This is a genomic window from Endozoicomonas elysicola (genome assembly GCF_000710775.1).
GTDB classification, from domain to species: domain Bacteria; phylum Pseudomonadota; class Gammaproteobacteria; order Pseudomonadales; family Endozoicomonadaceae; genus Endozoicomonas; species Endozoicomonas elysicola.
Genome location: NZ_JOJP01000001.1, coordinates 1,026,545 through 1,044,531 on the forward strand (window position 1 = coordinate 1,026,545; position 17,987 = coordinate 1,044,531).

Below are 17,987 nucleotides of genomic sequence, written 5' to 3' on the forward strand. Positions count from 1 at the left end.
AAGGCACACATTCCCGATTACCTTCAGAAAAGTAATGGCGGGTATTAATTGATTGGCTGATAATGTGTAATTAAAAATTTAATGAATTATGTTCGAGTTTATTGCACACCAAATTGTTCTTTATAATTCAGGTTAGGCTCAGGTATGCGTGCTTTAACGCTCTCTTTCCATTCCTGTAATTGCTTATAAAGCGCTTTGGTTTTTTCTGGATACTTATCCGAGATATTATGCTCCTCTGAAATATCCTCTCTCAGGTTGTAAAGTTCCAGATGTTCATCTTCGAAAAACTCAATGAGTTTCCAGTCTCCTTCACGAACGGAACAACCAGGTAGCCCGCCTTGATTACTGTAATGAGGGTAATGCCAGAAAATAGCACCTCGATCAAAGGGCTGGTCACTGGTTAATACCGGCAGAATGCTTTTACCGTCCCGGTGGTGTTCCGGCATTAATTCGATGCCTGCTGCTTCCAGAAAGGTCGGGAAGAAATCCGTGCTGGTCATGATTTCATGGCTGATCGTGTTCGATTTTACCTTGTCTGGCCAGCGAACAATCAAGGGCTCACGGGTTCCGGCTTCGTACATCCATCCTTTGCCTTCTGCTAAAGGACTGTTACAGGTTGGGGAGCCTTCTGAGGTTGCCAGTCCGCCGTTGTCACTGAAGAAAACAACAATGGTGTTATCTTTCTGGCCAGTGGCTTCCAGCGTATCCAGCACCCGGCCAATATTCCAGTCGACGTTTTCTACCATGGCGGCATAAGCCGGGTCACTCTGAACAATACGCCTCAGGATCTTTTCATCTTTCTTGTGATAGCAGGAGAAGTGATCGCCTTCAATAAACGGTGATGTTTGATCCCGGCCCAGCATCTGTGCTTTGTCACGATATTTCTGAACCAGCTCTTCATGGCATTCAATGGGCGTATGTACAGCATAATGCGAAAGGTGCATAAACCAGGGCTTGTCACCATGCTGCTCAATCAATGAAATGGCTTCATCGGTAATTCGGTCGGTCAGGTATTCACCATCAGGCCCTTCTTCCAGCGTTTCCAAACCATAAGGGGCAAAGAATCCATTTTTTGGATGGCCCCATTCACAGCCGCCGATATTAACGTCGAAACCCAGTTTTTCAGGAAAGCTGTCGAAACGGTCATCGCCATGTTTGCTCAGATGCCACTTGCCCACATGCCAGGTGTCATAGCCATTACCGCGCAATGCACTGGCAATGGTTGTGTAACCTGGCGACAGGTGGTCAATATAGGGAACATTCGCCAGTTTCCCTTCTGAGTAGCCACCCAGCCATTGGGTCATACCAATTCTGGCGGGATACTGACCTGTCAGAATACTGGCCCGTGTGGGTGAGCACACAGGGCAAGCCGCGTAAGCATTACTGAAACGCATGCCTTCCTGAGCCAGTCGGTCAAGACGTGGCGTTTCATAAAAATCACTGCCATAACAGCCCAGATCTCGCCAGCCAAAGTCATCCAATAGAATAAACAGGATGTTTGGTCGGGTAGTGCCTGCAGGATTGGGTTGATTACTCATTATCAGTCCTTAGTTTGCTTTAACCGGAGTAAAGGAAGTGTTTTGTTCCTGCTGCTGTGCGTAGGCCTGTTTGTCTGCCTCACTGCCAAAGTGCTTGAGGGTGTAGCGCTCATAAGCAGGCTGGAGTTTGGTATGAGACCAGAAGCAGACAGCGGCGCAGAGTCCACCGATGCTCAGGAAGTAAGTCCAGAACTGGGGAGAGACAACTCCATCGGCATAAGCAAGACCCACATTGGAGAACACCACATACATCATGACGGCAATGGTCAGCAGGATACTGCTGGTCAGCATGGCATAGCGCCAGGGAACCATGGCAACCTTGGGAGCATGGACATGGGTGAAGGTATTCTTACAGGGTTTGACCAGTGCCCAAATCACCAGAATGGCAACTTCAACGACAAACAGCAGGGCAAACACATGCATCCAGTGGATCGGCATTTTAATACCCAGTGTCTGCTCAAGACCCCATACCATCAGGTAATAGGTAATGACGTGGAAAACAATAATAAACTGTGCTGCTCGGGGGGGAATGGCCAGTCTCTTGGCGAATAAGCCCATCATCACCAGCGTTACAATCGGTACCGCAATAAAGCCGGTAAACTGTTGCAGGAAGACAAATAAACCTTCAGGAGCGTATAACAGAGCCGGTGCAGCAAACAGAGCGGCAATTGCACAGATAATGGCAAAGACCTTGGAAACATAAATCAGTCTGCTGTCGTCGGCATCCGGATTCACAAAAGGTTTATAGATATCCAGGGCAAACATCGTCGCTGCTGAGTTCAACAGCGAATTGTAGGTTGAGAATACAGCGCCCAGCAGTACAGCAACAAACAGACCCAGCAGAGGGGCTGGTAAGGTTTTAGCCACCAGTTCCGGATACGCCAGATCCCTTGGCTCCAGACCTGGACCAAATAAATGGAACGCAATCAGGCCCGGCAGCATCGCCATGAAGGGCACCAGCATTTTGAAAAAGCCCGCCATCAACAGTCCGCGCTGTCCTTCCTTAAGGCTTGCTGCGCCAAGTGCACGCTGAATAACGAACTGGTTGGTTCCCCAGTAGAAGGTTGCCGTCACCATCAGGCCAGTAAAGATGGCGGAGAAAGGAATAACATCCACATCACTGCTGCCACCGATGGCGTTCAGTTTTTCGGTATGGGTGGTGGCCATGTGATAGAGCGCATCACTGATGCCGCCATCCAACTTGTCACCCAAGGCAATCAAACCATAGATAGGAATCAAACAGCCAACAACCAGCAGGGCAACACCATTTAACGTATCGGAAATAGCAACAGCCCGAAGTCCACCGGTAATGGCGTAAACCGCACCAATAATGCCTACTACCCAGGTGACCAGCCACAACGCTTCAACCTGGCTCAGGCCTGTCATGGCTCGAATATCCAGCAGCTTCATCAGAGCAAGGGAGCCACCGTAAAGAATGGTGGGAGACCATACGAAGATATAACCGAACATCAGCAGGCCAACCACCAGACGGCGAGTGCCTTCTCCGTACCGGGACCTCAGGAAAGCAGGCATGGTAGCGAAAGCGCCACCGAGGTACATGGGCAGGAAAAGACAGGCCAGAAGAATGATGCCTCGAACAGCCCACACTTCCCAGGCCAGGGCGGTCAGGTTGCCAAAATAGACGATGCCATTCTGGCCAATAAGCTGTTCAGTCGAGATATTGGTCAGCAGCAACGACCCGGCAATAAAGACACTGCTGAGGCCATTGCCAGCGAGAAAATAACCATCAGCAGAGTCGATGGTGCCTTTGGTCTTATACCAGGAGTACCAGGCCACAAAGGCCATGAAGCCTATGCATGTAATTACGGCAAACATAAATCAAAAAGCCTTCTGTCTGTTGGAAATCGCTTGAGTCTGTGAGCTTGTTGTTCGTTTGTGTCATGAGCCGGGAGGAAAGTATCCGATGATCAGAGAGGGGAGAAATGCGTAAAAAACGTGAAGCCATACCTTTTTTTTATGGTTTGGTAACGGTTTTGATGGATGGCCCGGAAGAATATCTCCTCCGGGCCTTATATTATCTAGTGTCTGATGTTTTTAAAGGTGATTGGTGTTTGATTTAATCGTCACAACATGCACAAAAGTTATCATTTAAACTCTTGACGCCAATCAATAAAAAGCAACGCCCCCTAGTGGCTTAACTGTTTTAAAAATATCATCAAGCGTTGATCTAAACAGGGAACTCCATTTAGAACGACATGTTAATCTATAACATAACTGTCGTTTATTTGTTCGATTTGGGAACTGGAAAGCAGGGATGGATAAACAGCTTTATCACTTTCAAGTGGTCGCAAAACATCAAAATATTACTCTGGCCTGTGATGAGTTGCACATTTCTCAACCAGCGTTGACCCGAAGTATTAAAAAGATTGAGGAACAGCTGGGCATTGAACTCTTCAAGCGTTTGCCAAGGGGAATGGAATTAACGCCATCAGGCAGTGTTTTCCTCAACAGGGTCAACCGAATGGATATGGAGTATCAGTTTGCCCTGAAAGAAATTAATGCACTGAAATCCGGGCAGAACATCAGCCTGAGGATTGGCTCGGATAATCTGTGGGCAGAGGTTCATATTTCTTCACTGCTGGATCAGTTTTATGACTTGAATCCTGAGGCTGAAGTCCGGGTAAAAGCGGGAACCGTTGCCAGTACTGTGCCTGAGTTATTAAAAGGGGAGCTGGATCTGGTACTGGGTAAAATTGGTTATGAAGGTGAAATATTTCAGGCATTAACCTGTAAGCCACTTATTCCAGTCAAGTTTGTTGTTGTTGCCAGACCAGAGCATAAGCTGCATCAACAAGCTTCAGTAACACTTTCCATGCTTCAGGGGTATCGATGGATTATTTATCAGCACTCGGATAACTATGTCTGGCATATTAATGAAGCATTTTATGAGCAGGGGCTGAGGCCTGCAAAGGTGAGCCTTCATACCGCCTTTTTGGATAATGCCGTATCCCAGATGCAGAAAGATGATTTCCTGATGTATATCCCACATCAGTTATTAAGTTCGATGTCCAGTAAAGGGCTGGAACAGGTTCCGCTGATTGAGCCTATTCACAGTTTTCAAAGTGGTGTTTATTATTCTGAATTTGCCGCTCAAATGCCTGGGGTAAGACAATTTTTAAAACTGCTTGATAAAAAATTTATCGGTTAGTGTATTTTTAAATTTTTTCTTTTAGTTCAAAGCATTTGCTCAGGTGTCATTAAATATTTCTGGTTGAATGGAAAGATTCTTTAGCCGTGATTTTTTAAATCAACAGTCGTTGACGTTCTTATAACAGTGAAAAGGTGAGTGTTCAGGGATATGATGCGGCCTGATCATCAGTATTGGAAATCCTTTTATGAGTTCAAACACTGTTTTTTTGGATGATAACAATACCCTTTATGGGCGCATGAAAGCAGCCTGCCAGGAGGACTGGAATGACTATTGTCACCATCCATTTGTCCAGGGAATTGCGGATGGTTCTCTGCCACTGGCCTCTTTTCGCCACTATCTTCAGCAGGACTACCTATTTCTGATTCACTTTGCCAGAGCGTACTCATTAGCGGTTTACAAATCGGATAACCTGGAAGATATGCGCTCTGCCTCGGAGTCGGTCAGCGGTATCCTGGGCGAAATGACACTGCACTTGGCCTATTGCCAGGAGTGGGGGCTGACCGAAAAGGATGTGGTCAGCCTGCCGGAAGCCCGGGCCAATATGGCTTATACCCGTTATGTTCTGGAGCGGGGAATGGCCGGGGATATTCTGGATCTTTACACCGCTTTATCCCCATGTGCTGTGGGCTATGCAGAAATTGGTTACCGGTTGAAGCATGATCCAGATACCTTGAAAGAAGGTAACCCCTATTGGGCCTGGATTGAGACCTATGGGGGGGAGGAGTATCTGGAAGGTGCCAGAAAGCAGATTGAAAGGTTGGATCATCTGGCTAAATCCCGTTACAACGCGGCCCGTATGGACTCTCTTTGCCAGACCTTCCGGGAAGCAACCCGTTTGGAAATCGGGTTCTGGCAAATGGGTTTGGATTGCTCGTTTTAAACCATACTATTCATACGGTTTTCCCTCCACTCACTACTCCTCGTTCCTGCGGGAACGAGGAAAAATTACCAACAATATATCCGCTAAAACGTGCCACTGTTGTTGGCAATCTTCTGGGTTACCGACCTGCGTATGTTTTCAATATGCTGACATTAGAACCGATAAGTTCAGGGCATTGTCAACGGTACTTTCTCTCAAAATAATCCATTTCTTAGAGCCAGAACATCAGTTAAGCGTTCATTTGATGTTTTTCTGGTTTGATATACATCAACGGAATGTAAATTTTCACAAACCAACAAGGAGTGTTTTTATTGTCTATTGCGGAAATTACTTACGTCATTGTTTGTGTCCTTTAAATACTGTTCCTTTTTGTTACTTATCTCTTTCCCTGATTAATCAAGGCTTACAAGAATAGTTTTGATTATTTGATACCTCATACTGTTTGAAAAGCATTCACGCAATAGCAAAAAAAATCATAAGAAGATTCGTTTTTGTAATGTGACGTTCGTGCAAACACTCTTGAATAATCGTCCCACAATAAGTCGCTCGCATCGGTGAGGGGGTTTTTGCATTTCACCATGCATAAGAAGAAAGGCGACAGAAAAAGCACACACATCACACACAATTTCAGGAGTGAACTCCATGCAAAAGAAAATTCTTGCAGCTGTTGTTGCCTCTATGGTTGCTGGCCAGGCTATGGCTGTGACTATCGTTGACGATGGCACTAACAAGGCTACCATCGGCGGTTACCTGGATCTGCGTTACATCGATCAGGACAACTCTGTAAAAGGTCACGCTGGCGACAGCAGCCGTATCAACTTTGCTTTTGAGCACAAGCTGACTGAAGCTACCACCGTTTTCTCCAAGGCTGAGTGGGGCTTCGACACTACTAATGATGATACCCATGTTGAAGTTGGCGAAGACAAAGACTTCATGTGGCAGCGTCTGGCTTACATCGGTGCCAAGAACGATCAACTGGGTGCTATCTCTTACGGTCAGCAGTGGTCTACTTACGGTCTGGTTGCTGGCTGGACTGACGTATTCGCTACTACTGGCGGTGAAGCTTCTGGTTACTACGGTGCTGAAGGCGACGCTCTGGGTACTGCTCGTGCTGAAGATGCTCTGCAGTATAACCACAGCTTCATGGGTCTGAACGTTTCTGCTCAGTACCAGGTTGGTGAAAAGTCTCTGAACGCTACTGAAACTCGTGACGGTTCTTACGGTGTTGCTGCCAGCTACGACCTGCCAATGGGTCTGAGCATCGGTGCTGCTTACAACGAAGCCAAGGTTGACTCCACTGTTGCTGGCGACGACTTCAAAGCCAAGTCTGCTATCGTTGGTGCCAAGTTCGAAGCTGACAAGATCTACGCTGCTGTTACTTTCGCTAAGCTGAAGAACCGTGACGTTGACAGCTACGTTGGTGACGCTGAGAAGTCTGAAGGTCTGGAAATGTACGCCAGCTACCAGTTGAACGAAATGTTCAAAGTTGGTGGTGGTTACAACCAGCTGAAAGACAAGAGCAATGCTGCTCAAAAGGGCGAGATGAAGTACATCCCAGTTGAAGTTGTTTACACTCAGGGCCCAATCCAGCTGTCCGGTACTTACCAGTTTGAAGACAGCAAGAAGGCTGACGGCACTAAAGCTGAAGACAAAGTTGTTCTGCAGGCTCGTTACTACTTCTAATATCGAAGTGGTTGCTTAGCAGCAATGTCTTCGCCGGATTTTCCGGCAACAAAAAACCCGCCTCGGCGGGTTTTTTGCGTTTAGCATTATTCCAATGCACTTAGGCTGTTGCGAAAATAGTACAGGCACTGGAACCACAAAAGACACAAAGAGCACAAAGTAATTCTTTTAAAGACTATCTCGTTTCCACGGTCATGAGGCTGTTGCAAAAGGTAGTTCTGAAACCAAAATCATAGGTCGGTAACCCGTAGGGGGGCCTCATTCCCTCGGTCATCCATGGGAATGCATACCAGTTCTAGCGAGAGGTATGAAGTTTGTAGTGAAAAACCTTCTGCATTCCCACACAGAGCGTGGGAACGAGAAGAAAAGGCTTTTCTTCGTGCTCTTTGTGATCTCTGTGGTTAAGAAGAAAAGATCACTCCGGCCCAGGCGGAAACCCATCCGTCATGATCTGCTCCATTGTCCACGGATTGGTATCCGGGAACTCCTCCTCCGGAATTTCCAGTTCCCGCGAAGCATCCCGACAGGCAATGGGATAACACTCCAGCAGACATTCATCCAGTAACCCATATAAACTGGGGTTCTTGATCAACAGCCGTTTAACGATCGCCCGTTCTTTTTCCAGACTGTAATCAATCACCATGAACCAGCTGCGATACCAGCGGTTTAATGTACGCAGGTCTTCCTTGAAGGCGCGGATCTGCCATTTCAGTAGAAGCACCAGCACCCGGGTCAGGTGAGTTTCCAATGTATTGACTTTTTCCTGTCCCAGGTCTTCCACCTCCTCGATCAGATTCTCCAGATCCAGAGACTGAAACTTACTCCTTTTCAGTAAATCAATTTGCTGACGGGTCCACTGATAAAAGTCCGTTTTATACAGGTTACTCATAGTGATGACCTCCCGATGCTACTGATGTTTTTTTAAGAATCTCAGTGGTGTATCACACAATCTCCTGCAACCGGCCAGTGCAGCAATGCGAGTCATTATTGTTGTACTCATCATCAGTTCGATCAGTGAGGCAGAAGGCTGTTTTTTCAAATACCTCAGATAAATGAGGTGATGTTTTGTAGTGACAGTTTCGGAGCTATTACATTTCAAAAAACAGGAGAGCAGATGGAGTACCAAGTCCGGTTTTAAGCCTTGTCCAAGTAGAAAAAAATCAACATCTGAAGAAGCTGTCACAAACCGGCTGCAGTATAGGTCATGAATGTCAGGCTATGGGAACTTTGACAATAAATTGAAAAATGCTTGTGAAAAACGAGTAGGCTTTCTACACAAAAGAATAGAGTGTCGGTGGTCGTTTATATTTATATCACCAGCACCATAGCGTGATTCTCAGAGGGGGTATTAAGCATTTATCCCCTGTTTTTATCGGTTATAAAGTTGAACCACAGAGATTGCAAAGAGCACGAAGAAGAGCTTTTCTTTTCCTTTGTGCCCTTGGTGATCTCTGTGGTTCAAAAAGAATCCCTGCAACACCTCCTAGATAACCAATTGTACCGTTTCGCCACTTTGCTCGGTAAGGCAGCGGTTTAATAGTGAAATAAAGGATTCCCCCCGGCCATCCAGCAGCCAGTCGCCTTGCTCATCATTGTAATCAAAGTGGAAACCACCACTGCGGGCAGCCACCCACAGTTGCAACAAGGGCGTTTGCCGACTGAGGATAATTTTACTGTTGTCTTCGCAAGTGAGGGTCAGGATACCTGCGGAGGTTTCATAATCGATGTCCAGTCCGGAATCGTCTATGGCGTCTTCAATGGCCAGCATCAGGCCATCAAGCAGTTCATTGTATTGACTCTCAGTTAGCGGAAGGCTCTCTTTCATCGTTATCTCAGTGAAAACAGGATCAGAATGAGCAGATTTTAGCCTGCCTATGGCTCCGTCGATAGAGCTTTCAGTGTATTTCAACAACAGCCTTCAGCGTTTTACAATAAAATCTTCCGCTATTTATAAGTAGAGCCATAAGTAATTCGGCAGTTATACTGTGTGCCACCGAGTATAAGGGAAAGGGCTATGAGATTGTTCTCCGCTATTAATCAGCTGAAGGCTCCAGCGCTAGCTGCTGTTGCTTTCTTTGTCCTGCTGCTGACAGGCTGTGGGCAGAAAGGCGATCTTTATCAACCGAAGATCTCAATGGCTGACAATAACGTATCGGGTTACCACCCGGGTTAAGGGGGTTTTGCCAGCCCGCTGGATAATTACACTAAGAATTAAATGAATATGGGGAACAGTCACCTTATGGAGTGGTTTACTTTTCAGTCTTCAGCCAATAAAGCGCCTTCAGCAAATAGAGAGTTGTTTGCCGAACAAATTCCCGTTCAGCAGCTGGCGGAGAAGTTTGGTACGCCCTTGTATGTTTATTCCCGGCAAGCGCTTGAAACCAGTTATAACGCCTATTACCAAGCCCTGGCGGACAGGGATCATTTGATTTGTTATGCAGTAAAAGCCAATAGTAATCTGGCGGTTTTGAATGTGCTGGCGCGACTTGGCGCAGGCTTTGATATCGTTTCCATTGGCGAGTTGGAGCGGGTGCTTGCCGCGGGTGGCAATCCTGAAAAAGTGGTCTTTTCCGGTGTTGCCAAGCAGCGTCATGAAATTCGTCGGGCTTTAGAAGTTGGGGTTCACTGTTTCAATATTGAGTCTGAACAGGAGCTTGAGCGTATCCAGGAAGAGGCTCAGGCAATGGACAAGATTGCCCGTGTATCGCTCCGGGTGAATCCGGATGTGGATGCCCAGACTCATCCATACATTTCCACAGGCCTTAAAGATAATAAATTTGGTATTGATATAAACCATGCCCCGGTTGTTTATGCCCGTGCCGAAGCTCTGAGTCATATTGAGGTCGTTGGGGTTGATTGCCATATTGGCTCGCAGCTGACCACAACAGGCCCGTTTCTTGATGCATTAGAGCGTCTGCTGTTATTAATGGATCAGCTGAAGGCACAGGGAATTCAGCTGAAGCATCTTGATATTGGCGGTGGTCTCGGTGTTCAGTATCAGGATGAAGTTGTACCTTCACCTTCCGATTATCTGGTCTCTGTGAAACAGCGACTGGCTGAGAAAGGCTATGGTGATTTGACACTGGTCGTCGAGCCTGGTCGCTCCATTGCTGCTCAGGCGGGTATTATGCTGACCCGTGTTGAGCTGATTAAGCCCACGGAGCAAAAGAATTTTGCCATCGTTGATGGTGCCATGAATGACCTGTTGAGACCTTCCATCTACAGTGCCTGGCACACTATTGTTAATACGGTAGAACACTCAGATGTTGAAAGCCTGTCTTATGATGTGGTTGGGCCAGTTTGTGAAAGTGGTGACTTCCTGGGCAAGGAGCGAGCACTGGCCATCAAAGAAGGTGATCTTTTGGCGATTTATTCTTCAGGTGCCTACGGTTTTGTTATGAGTTCAAATTACAATACCCGTTGCCGGGCAGCTGAAGTGATGGTTGATGGTTCCGAGGCTTACGTGATCCGGCGTCGGGAAACCGTTGAAGAACAATTTGCTTCAGAAAGCCTGCTGCCGTAGGTCGGTAATCCTGAACGGATTGCCGGCAACCGATCTAAAAGAGGAATTTTGGCGTTGCTTTTACACTTCACAAAAATGCACGGTCTGGGTAACGACTTTATGGTGGTCGATATGGTGTCCCAGAGCCTGCGGCTGCCTCCGGAAAAAATCCGCCGCCTTGCGGATCGGCGGTTCGGGGTTGGTTTTGATCAGCTACTGCTGGTTGAGGCACCGACCAACCCGGATATGGACTTTCGCTACCGTATCTTTAATGCTGATGGCAGTGAAGTGGAGCAGTGTGGTAACGGTGCTCGTTGCTTTGCCCGGTTTGTGCGCGATAAAAAGCTGATTGGCCGGGACAGAATCCGGGTACAAACAGCCGGTGGGAACATTGAGCTGAATATTCAAAGTAATGGTGAAGTCTCTGTTGATATGGGGATGCCCAGGTTGGATCCTGAGCAAGTCCCCTTTAATGCACAGCAGCGTTCTGTTACTTACCCTCTAAAGGTTGAAGGTCAGGTTATTGAGGTGTCCGCCATCTCCATGGGGAACCCTCACTGCGTTTATCGGGTGGATGATGTTCATCAGGCACCCGTAGAAACCTGGGGGCCGATCATTGAAGCGCATCCTGATTTTCCACGGAAATGTAATGCCGGGTTTATGCAGGTGGTCAGCACCGATGAAATTAACTTACGGGTCTTTGAGCGTGGTGTGGGCGAAACACTTGCCTGCGGTACCGGTGCCTGTGCTGCAGTGGTCGCTGGTCGCCTGCAAGGCTTGCTGGATGAAACGGTCAAAGTAAATTTGCCTGGAGGCAGCTTGTTTATTTATTGGCCGGGTGAAGGGAGTCCGGTTATGATGACAGGTGCTGCAACCCGTGTTTATGAAGGGTACACCCGGCTGTAGAGCGGCTAGAGGCTTAAAATCAGCTAAGGGCTTAAGACAATGACTGAGCAAATCGTCGAAGTAGACAAGGAAAAGCAGAAAGCTATTGATGAGATGATGGCTTCTGGTGACCGTGGGGCTCTGAAACCGAGACAGGTTGCTGATTATTTAAAAGAACACCCTGATTTCTTTGTGGGGCGAGATGAGCTGTTGCTGGACCTGAAACTGCCTCATCAACGAGGCGATGCCATTTCTCTGGTGGAGCGTCAGGTCGCCCTGCTGCGGGAACGGGCCCTGAATTATCGACATCAGCTAGCGGGCCTGGCTGAGAACGCCAAAGAGAATGAAAAACTCTTTGAACGCATGCGGCTGTTGATATTGTCATTGCTGGAAAGCAAAGACCTGGAGCAGCTGGTGGAAGTGATCGGCGACAGCCTTAACCATGAGTTTGGCATTGAGTTCCATTCGTTGATTTTGTTCAGTGAGAAACCGATGAGCCTGCCCGTGAGGATTGAACATACGGATGTTGTTGTCGAAGCACTGGGTTCCATAATGACCAGTGGGAAAGCCATTTGTGGGCAGGTTACCCAGGCAGAACTGGACTTTCTGTTTCAGGAACAGGCCGGAAATGTTGGCTCAGTGGCTATTGCTCCCCTGAGCTATGCTCTCAGTGAGCCACAACAGCTTGGGGTTCTGGCCCTGGGCAGTAAGGATAAAAATCATTTCAAAGCCAGTATGGGCACCCTGTTTATCAGCTACCTGGGTGATGTGCTGAGCCGTATTCTGGCTCGGCAGCTCCATTCATGAGTCATTCCTCTCCTGATAGCGGCCTGCAGCAGTCAGTGGCCGCTTTTATTGATTACCTTCGTTATGAAAAGCAACACTCACCTCATACCCTGTCTGCCTACCAGGGCGATCTCACCCGGGTTATGCAACAGGCTACAGTCAGTGATATTCAGGACTGGGAAGTAATTTCAGAGAAGCAGTTGAAGTACTGGCTGGGACTCTGGCATGAGGATGGATTATCCAGTCGAAGCCTGCAGCGGCTGATCTCTTCACTCCGTCGTTTTTATCAATACTTGTTAGCGCAGGGCGCTGTAGCTAATAACCCTGCCCAACTGTTACGGGCGCCCAAAACCGGCAGACCGCTGCCGGTCACACTGGATGCGGATCAGGTTAACAATCTGCTTGATGATCAGTATGGTCAGGCGGATAGCGACCCTCTGAAGAGCCGGGATCTGGCCATACTGGAACTCTTTTATTCTTCAGGCTTACGCCTCGCTGAGCTGACAGCGCTGAATATTGAGAATTTCTCTGATGGGTTTTCACAGCTCAGGGTATTGGGGAAGCGCAGCAAAGAACGCATAGTTCCTGTTGGCAGTAAAGCGCGTCAAGCAGTTCAGCGGTGGTTATCATTTCGGGAACTGTTTGTAAAAAACGACAGTGGTAGTGCTCTGTTCCTGTCAAAGCTCGGACAGCGTATCAGTACCCGGCAGATTCAGAATCGTATTAAAGAGTTCGCTCGGGAAGCGGGTATGCCGGTGGGTGTTCACCCTCACATGTTAAGGCACTCTTTTGCCAGTCATATATTGGAGTCCAGTGGTGATCTGCGATCGGTGCAGGAACTCCTTGGCCACAGTGATATATCCACAACCCAGATCTACACCCATCTGGATTTTCAGCATCTGGCAGCGGTGTATGACAAGGCCCATCCCCGAGCAAAAAAGAAAAAGTAAGATTAAATCTCGATTAGTCATACTTAATTTTGTCTGCAGGCATAACAGGTGTCATACCGTCTGAATAACCTCTTAGTAACCTCAGCAGATTTCTAATTTCGATTGCGTCGATGCAGGTGTGATCTTTCAGATTAGACTGAATACTGAATTTTTACTTCAGGAGCGAGTCTTGTTATGGCAGGGGCAGTGTTAGGGCAAAATATCGTTCAATATCCTGATTTAGGTTCTGGCCCCTTGAATGTGGATAGCAGGGGGAAGGCTTTCGGGAGTTCGGTAGAATCTTTGGATGATGGTTTGCCTGCTGGAGATCGAGAGGTACTCCAGTTTGATGGCAATGCTCCAACTGAAAAGGATAGAGTGGTTAGTGAGGTTGTCCAGAATGGCGATGGCTCAAATGAAAGGGCTGAAATTGATTGCCTGAAGAAGGAGATTGATGAGCTTGAAAAGGAAATTATGCAACAGTCTGGCGAGTTCTCTCCAATCTCTGATGAAAAAATAAGGGACTATGAAGGTTGTATTCGCGGATTCAAGGGTGAAATTGATAACGTCCATAAGCAAAGAGAGCAATTAATAGCTTTGTTTTCCAGTGAATTTGTAGCTCCTTTAAAAGAATTGATCCAGATGCTTGGAGAGTTTAGGGAGGACGATTTTGATAAGGTGCATTTGTGCCATCTAGATCAGCGAACACCAGTTTCTGCGGAAAGCATATTTTATGCTTCTGATATTGGAGTGGGCTTATCTGGTATACCAACCGCTTTTACATGGGATGATGTGCCCTTTTCTGCGATAGAAAGCATGTTCAATAATTTGGATGTTTCAGCATATCATGGAGAGGGAGCTTTTGTTGATAGTGTAGTTACACAGCCTTCTGTCCCGCAGCCGTTTATTCAGGGAAACGCTAAGCAGAAATATACTCCGATACCAGGGCAGGATATGGGTACGGCAGAGCGTCATTCTGCAGCTCCTGTGCAAGGGTCTATAGCCGCGCCATCTACTGATTTTGTTCCGGCGAGTGACTCTGAAAATCCGAGAGTTGTACCAGACGCTGCCAGTATGAATAAAGGTGAGGTTTTTCCGTTTTCTGGGCAGTCGGATGTAGTCAGAGAGAGCCAGATACTGGATGAAAATAAGCTGCAGGATAACACCAGAAAAAGTATTTTTATATGGAAGCTATTTGAGAAACTGTTAGATGCTTGTCCAGCCAGTCTTAAGGGAAGTTCTGAAGTTGAAGCAGGTTTGAAAACTCAGGTATTAGAAAACCTTAAAAAAGAAGAGTCTCTTTCGTCGGTCGCTAGAGATAATCAACTAGAGGCTCTTAAAGAGAGGAAAAAAAGGCTAGAAAATATACGTTCTTATTTTAAAGAATTATCTGTAGCCAGCGAATGGATGAGGAAGATGGAGCTATTTGTAAATAGAAAAGAGGCTCTGAAAGGAATAGCTAAGGATGGTGGTGGCAGTGCTCATGATGATTCCCGTATGAATGATAAAAGTCAAAAGCCACTGCCGCAGGCCGATCTCGTTGTTCATGCTTAAGATGCTAAAAGGTATCAGTCGAAGCTGGTGGAGTAATTACCTGAATGAAGTGGTTCGCTAATTACTTAATCCGTAACCCGCAAGAGCCTGAAAGCACTTACGGGTTATGGTTGATGGGCTGCTTAAATTAAGAACTGGCCAATCAGGAAGTAACCCACCAGTGTTACCAGAATAATCCCCATAATATTCAGGGCAAAACCAGCCTTCACCATATCTTTGATTTCCAGTTTTCCTGAACCAAAGACAATCGCGTTAGGTGGTGTGGCGACCGGCATCATAAAGGCAAAGCTACAGGCCAGTGCAGCTGGTGCAGCGAGCATTACCGGATCAATTCCAAGTGTGACGCCCAGTGCACCCATCAGAGGGAGGAAGCCTGCAGCTGTGGCGGTATTACTGGTCAGCTCGGTGAGGAAGGTAATAACCGTTACCACAAAAGCCACCACCAGAAGTACTGGCATACCGTTGGCTATGCTCATGGCTTCTGCAACCCAGCCGGCCAGACCCGTACTCTTGATTTGCGCTGCCAGAGTGAGACCTCCACCAAACAGCATCAATACACCCCAGGGGATTTCCCGGGCTTTCTCCCAGGACATTACATAGACTCGTTTGTCCTGCTTAACTGGAATAATAAACAGGCTGATGGTCGCTGCGATGGCAATGATCGTATCTGACAGTCCGGGAATATAATCTTTCAGGAACGGTCTCAGAATCCAGGACAGGGCGGTCACTGTAAATATGACTGCAACGGTTTTTTCTCCGCGGCTCATCGGGCCCAGGTCGGTCAGTTGCTGACGGAATAGGCCTCTGGCTTCCGGGTTTTCCTCATTGGAAAGCTTAAAACCAAAACGTGTGAGCCAAATCCAGGTGACAACCAGCATGAGTATGCTCATGGGCAGGCCCACCATCATCCACTGGGCAAAACCAACTTCCATGTTGTAATTTTCAGACAGGAATGCTGCCAGCAGAGCATTGGGTGGTGTACCGATCAAGGTCGCCAGACCGCCAATACTGGCACTGTAAGCAATAGCCAGAAGCAGAGCTTTGGAAAAAGCACTGTTTTCAGCTTCATTGCTACCACTGACCATTGATGCAACGGATAAACCAATAGGCAGCATCATAACGCTGGTTGCGGTATTGGAGACCCACATACTCAGAAAGGCGGTGGCTATCATAAAGCCGGCAATCTGCATGTCGGGCCTGACACCGGTTTTCAGCATGATATGCAATGCGATTCGTTTGTGAAGATTCCAGCGTTCCATCGCCATACCCAGCATAAATCCACCAAAGAAAAGGTAGATCGTAGGATGCGCATAAGGGGCTGTAACTTCTTTAATACTGGCAATTCCCAGCAGAGGAACAATCATCATGGGCAATAATGAAGTGACCGGAATGGGCACGACTTCCGATACCCACCAGATGGCCATCATGGTGGCCACACCCACCATATACCAGGCGTGCAGCTCCATACCGGCTGGAGGTGGAACTACCAGAGTAAGCAGTAAGACCAGTGGCCCTGCAAACAGAGAGAGCCAGTAGAGCGCACCGGGAGAAGATCGTTTAAAGGCCGTATTTTTTTTTGTCACAGTATCAGATCCATTGCGGTTTATACGCATAGTGTCTTTTATTTTTTAAAATGCGGATATTGATCTATATCAATACGTCTGTTGTTATTTGTCTGTGTTTGTTATTTTTGGGGGGAGTGTGTTTTTGAGGAATGTAAATTACAGACCCCTTGTTGGGCTTAACTGTGCTTTAGGTATCATTTTAATTATTGCTCTCAGCGGTATTTTTTGATCTCTCATCATGGGTGGTTGGCAATTAGTTATAAATTCTTTCACTTCAAATTTTATTTCATGGTTGGAACATGCTCGATACTTAGCCAGTTTATGTAAATCCCTGTCGCAGTGATGAGGGGGCTGTATACGTCTACATTCTTGGCTGTACCTGGCAGTACGAAGCTTATTCTGGTTAACTCTATTGGTGTCATCCAGTCTGTGTATAAACTTTCGTCCGTTAGCCTTTACAACTCTGGATCGATAATTTAATAGCTCATTTTGGACTGCATAGATAAACAGGTTAGAAAAACGTCGTTCATTCCCTTTTTGATATCTCTCTTTGTAGTTTTCCAAGTTCTGATCAAAGGCTTCATAGCCGTCATGTGTGACTTTTAGAGCAACAATATGTTCATCACTGAAGAAGTGGAAAATACGAGTCTGGCTTCTTTCGGAAACACTCTCTCCAATCTTGATTATGAATAAATAAAAGCCCTCATAGGTTAAACTCAGTGGGTAGGGTTTTGTTTGATAAAAGGGTGGATCTACTGTTGGATTATTACGTACTAATAAGTGACAACTCTTGAGCATACTTTGAAATTTGATAATGTGAGAAAGCTGTGTGAGCCTGGGTGACTGCAATAATAAGATCAGCTCGATAAATGGCCTTATTTTTAATAAGAAATGAGTGTCTTTATCAATATTTTGTGAATTGGCTCTGGCTTTATTTTGAGCTCGGAGGATTGCGCGGCCCAAACTTTTATAATGTTTCTCCCAAAAGACCCAACCAATTTCTGAGTTCTGGCTAATACTTTCCATTAAAGCGTTGAATTCTTCGCTTCTACCCATTAACTCATAAAGTACGTAGCTGGAGGCCAGGCCATAACAGCACCCGTCACTGAAATTGTATGGCTGATCGGCTTCACCAAATTCTCTGGCAATATCCATCAGGTTTTTTACAAGAAAAGGAAGCCTCTGTTGGGGCTCATTTCGTGACTGCTCAATAACTTGCTTGCGTAATGAGAGGCTTTCACGGTGAGTGACTAAGTGAATAATAGGGCGAACAATCGATACCCTGAAACGATTTGCCAAAGTGTTAGGCTGCAGAGTATGACTTTTCTTTTCGGTCAACTGTTTCAACGTCGGTGTGACTTGATCTACATCTTGGCTCCAGAGCCTTCTTGTTCTTTCGCTGAAATCCTTATCTTCAGAGGTGACTTGAGCATATGTTGGTTTTGATAGTGGAAGGAGTTCCATATTTACATCTATATATCATTTTTTTGATG

The 17,987-nt window shown here is 46.7% G+C and carries 15 protein-coding genes; 9 read left to right on the forward strand and 6 right to left on the reverse strand.

The window, feature by feature from the left end; all coding sequences use genetic code 11:
• Positions 1-98: 98 nt before the first annotated feature.
• Both GV64_RS04295 and GV64_RS04300 read right to left on the reverse strand, forming a co-directional pair.
• Positions 99-1,538: a sulfatase gene (locus GV64_RS04295; RefSeq protein ID WP_020584151.1), complete on the reverse strand. Its 1,440-nt coding sequence runs from the start codon at positions 1,536-1,538 to the stop codon at positions 99-101.
• Between the two features lie 9 nt (positions 1,539-1,547).
• Positions 1,548-3,374, reverse strand: coding sequence for a solute:sodium symporter family transporter (locus GV64_RS04300; RefSeq protein ID WP_020584150.1), 1,827 nt, complete (start codon positions 3,372-3,374; stop codon positions 1,548-1,550).
• 439 nt (positions 3,375-3,813) lie between these two features.
• On the opposite strand from GV64_RS04300, the gene GV64_RS04305 reads away from it, so the two are divergent.
• The 3 genes from GV64_RS04305 to GV64_RS04315 all read left to right on the forward strand — a co-directional run bounded on the left by GV64_RS04305 (position 3,814) and on the right by GV64_RS04315 (position 7,273).
• Positions 3,814-4,707 carry a LysR family transcriptional regulator gene (locus tag GV64_RS04305; RefSeq protein ID WP_020584148.1) on the forward strand — a complete coding sequence of 298 codons (894 nt, stop codon included), beginning with the start codon at positions 3,814-3,816 and terminating at the stop codon, positions 4,705-4,707.
• 187 nt (positions 4,708-4,894) lie between these two features.
• On the forward strand, positions 4,895-5,590 hold the full coding sequence (gene tenA, locus GV64_RS04310) for a thiaminase II (protein ID WP_020584147.1): 696 nt from the start codon (positions 4,895-4,897) through the stop codon (positions 5,588-5,590).
• 642 nt (positions 5,591-6,232) lie between these two features.
• Positions 6,233-7,273 (forward strand): porin, encoded by a 1,041-nt coding sequence (locus GV64_RS04315; protein ID WP_020584146.1) that lies wholly within the window; start codon positions 6,233-6,235, stop codon positions 7,271-7,273.
• A 415-nt stretch (positions 7,274-7,688) separates the two neighbouring features.
• Here GV64_RS04315 and GV64_RS04320 read toward each other — a convergent pair whose 3' ends face one another.
• Positions 7,689-8,162, reverse strand: a complete 474-nt coding sequence (locus GV64_RS04320; RefSeq protein ID WP_020584145.1) for a DUF29 domain-containing protein — start codon at positions 8,160-8,162, stop codon at positions 7,689-7,691.
• A 594-nt stretch (positions 8,163-8,756) separates the two neighbouring features.
• Complete coding sequence (cyaY, locus tag GV64_RS04325) at positions 8,757-9,098, reverse strand: iron donor protein CyaY (RefSeq protein ID WP_020584144.1); 342 nt, start codon at positions 9,096-9,098, stop codon at positions 8,757-8,759.
• A 189-nt stretch (positions 9,099-9,287) separates the two neighbouring features.
• Here cyaY and lptM point away from each other — a divergent pair, with 189 nt between their 5' ends.
• From lptM to GV64_RS04350, 6 genes are all read left to right on the forward strand, one after another.
• Entirely contained in the window at positions 9,288-9,446 is a 159-nt protein-coding gene (lptM, locus tag GV64_RS24125; RefSeq protein ID WP_020584143.1) for an LPS translocon maturation chaperone LptM, read from the forward strand.
• A 66-nt stretch (positions 9,447-9,512) separates the two neighbouring features.
• Positions 9,513-10,796: a diaminopimelate decarboxylase gene (gene lysA / locus GV64_RS04330; protein WP_026258502.1), complete on the forward strand. Its 1,284-nt coding sequence runs from the start codon at positions 9,513-9,515 to the stop codon at positions 10,794-10,796.
• A gap of 54 nt (positions 10,797-10,850) precedes the next feature.
• A complete protein-coding gene (gene dapF / locus GV64_RS04335; protein ID WP_026258501.1) occupies positions 10,851-11,681 on the forward strand; it encodes a diaminopimelate epimerase in 831 nt (276 codons plus the stop codon).
• A 39-nt stretch (positions 11,682-11,720) separates the two neighbouring features.
• Entirely contained in the window at positions 11,721-12,467 is a 747-nt protein-coding gene (locus GV64_RS04340) for a DUF484 family protein (RefSeq protein ID WP_020584140.1), read from the forward strand.
• Positions 12,464-13,396, forward strand: a complete 933-nt coding sequence (xerC, locus tag GV64_RS04345) for a tyrosine recombinase XerC (RefSeq protein ID WP_020584139.1) — start codon at positions 12,464-12,466, stop codon at positions 13,394-13,396. The genes GV64_RS04340 and xerC overlap by 4 nt, the downstream gene beginning before the upstream one ends.
• 174 nt (positions 13,397-13,570) lie before the next feature.
• Positions 13,571-14,929 carry a hypothetical protein gene (locus GV64_RS04350; protein WP_020584138.1) on the forward strand — a complete coding sequence of 453 codons (1,359 nt, stop codon included), beginning with the start codon at positions 13,571-13,573 and terminating at the stop codon, positions 14,927-14,929.
• A gap of 122 nt (positions 14,930-15,051) precedes the next feature.
• Here GV64_RS04350 and GV64_RS04355 read toward each other — a convergent pair whose 3' ends face one another.
• Together GV64_RS04355 and GV64_RS04360 are read right to left on the reverse strand one after the other, a co-directional pair.
• A complete protein-coding gene (locus tag GV64_RS04355; RefSeq protein WP_026258499.1) occupies positions 15,052-16,512 on the reverse strand; it encodes an SLC13 family permease in 1,461 nt (486 codons plus the stop codon).
• 138 nt (positions 16,513-16,650) lie between these two features.
• The gene (locus GV64_RS04360) at positions 16,651-17,958 is read right to left on the reverse strand and encodes a hypothetical protein (protein WP_020584136.1); all 1,308 of its coding nucleotides are present in this window, start codon (positions 17,956-17,958) and stop codon (positions 16,651-16,653) included.
• Positions 17,959-17,987 lie beyond the last annotated feature (29 nt).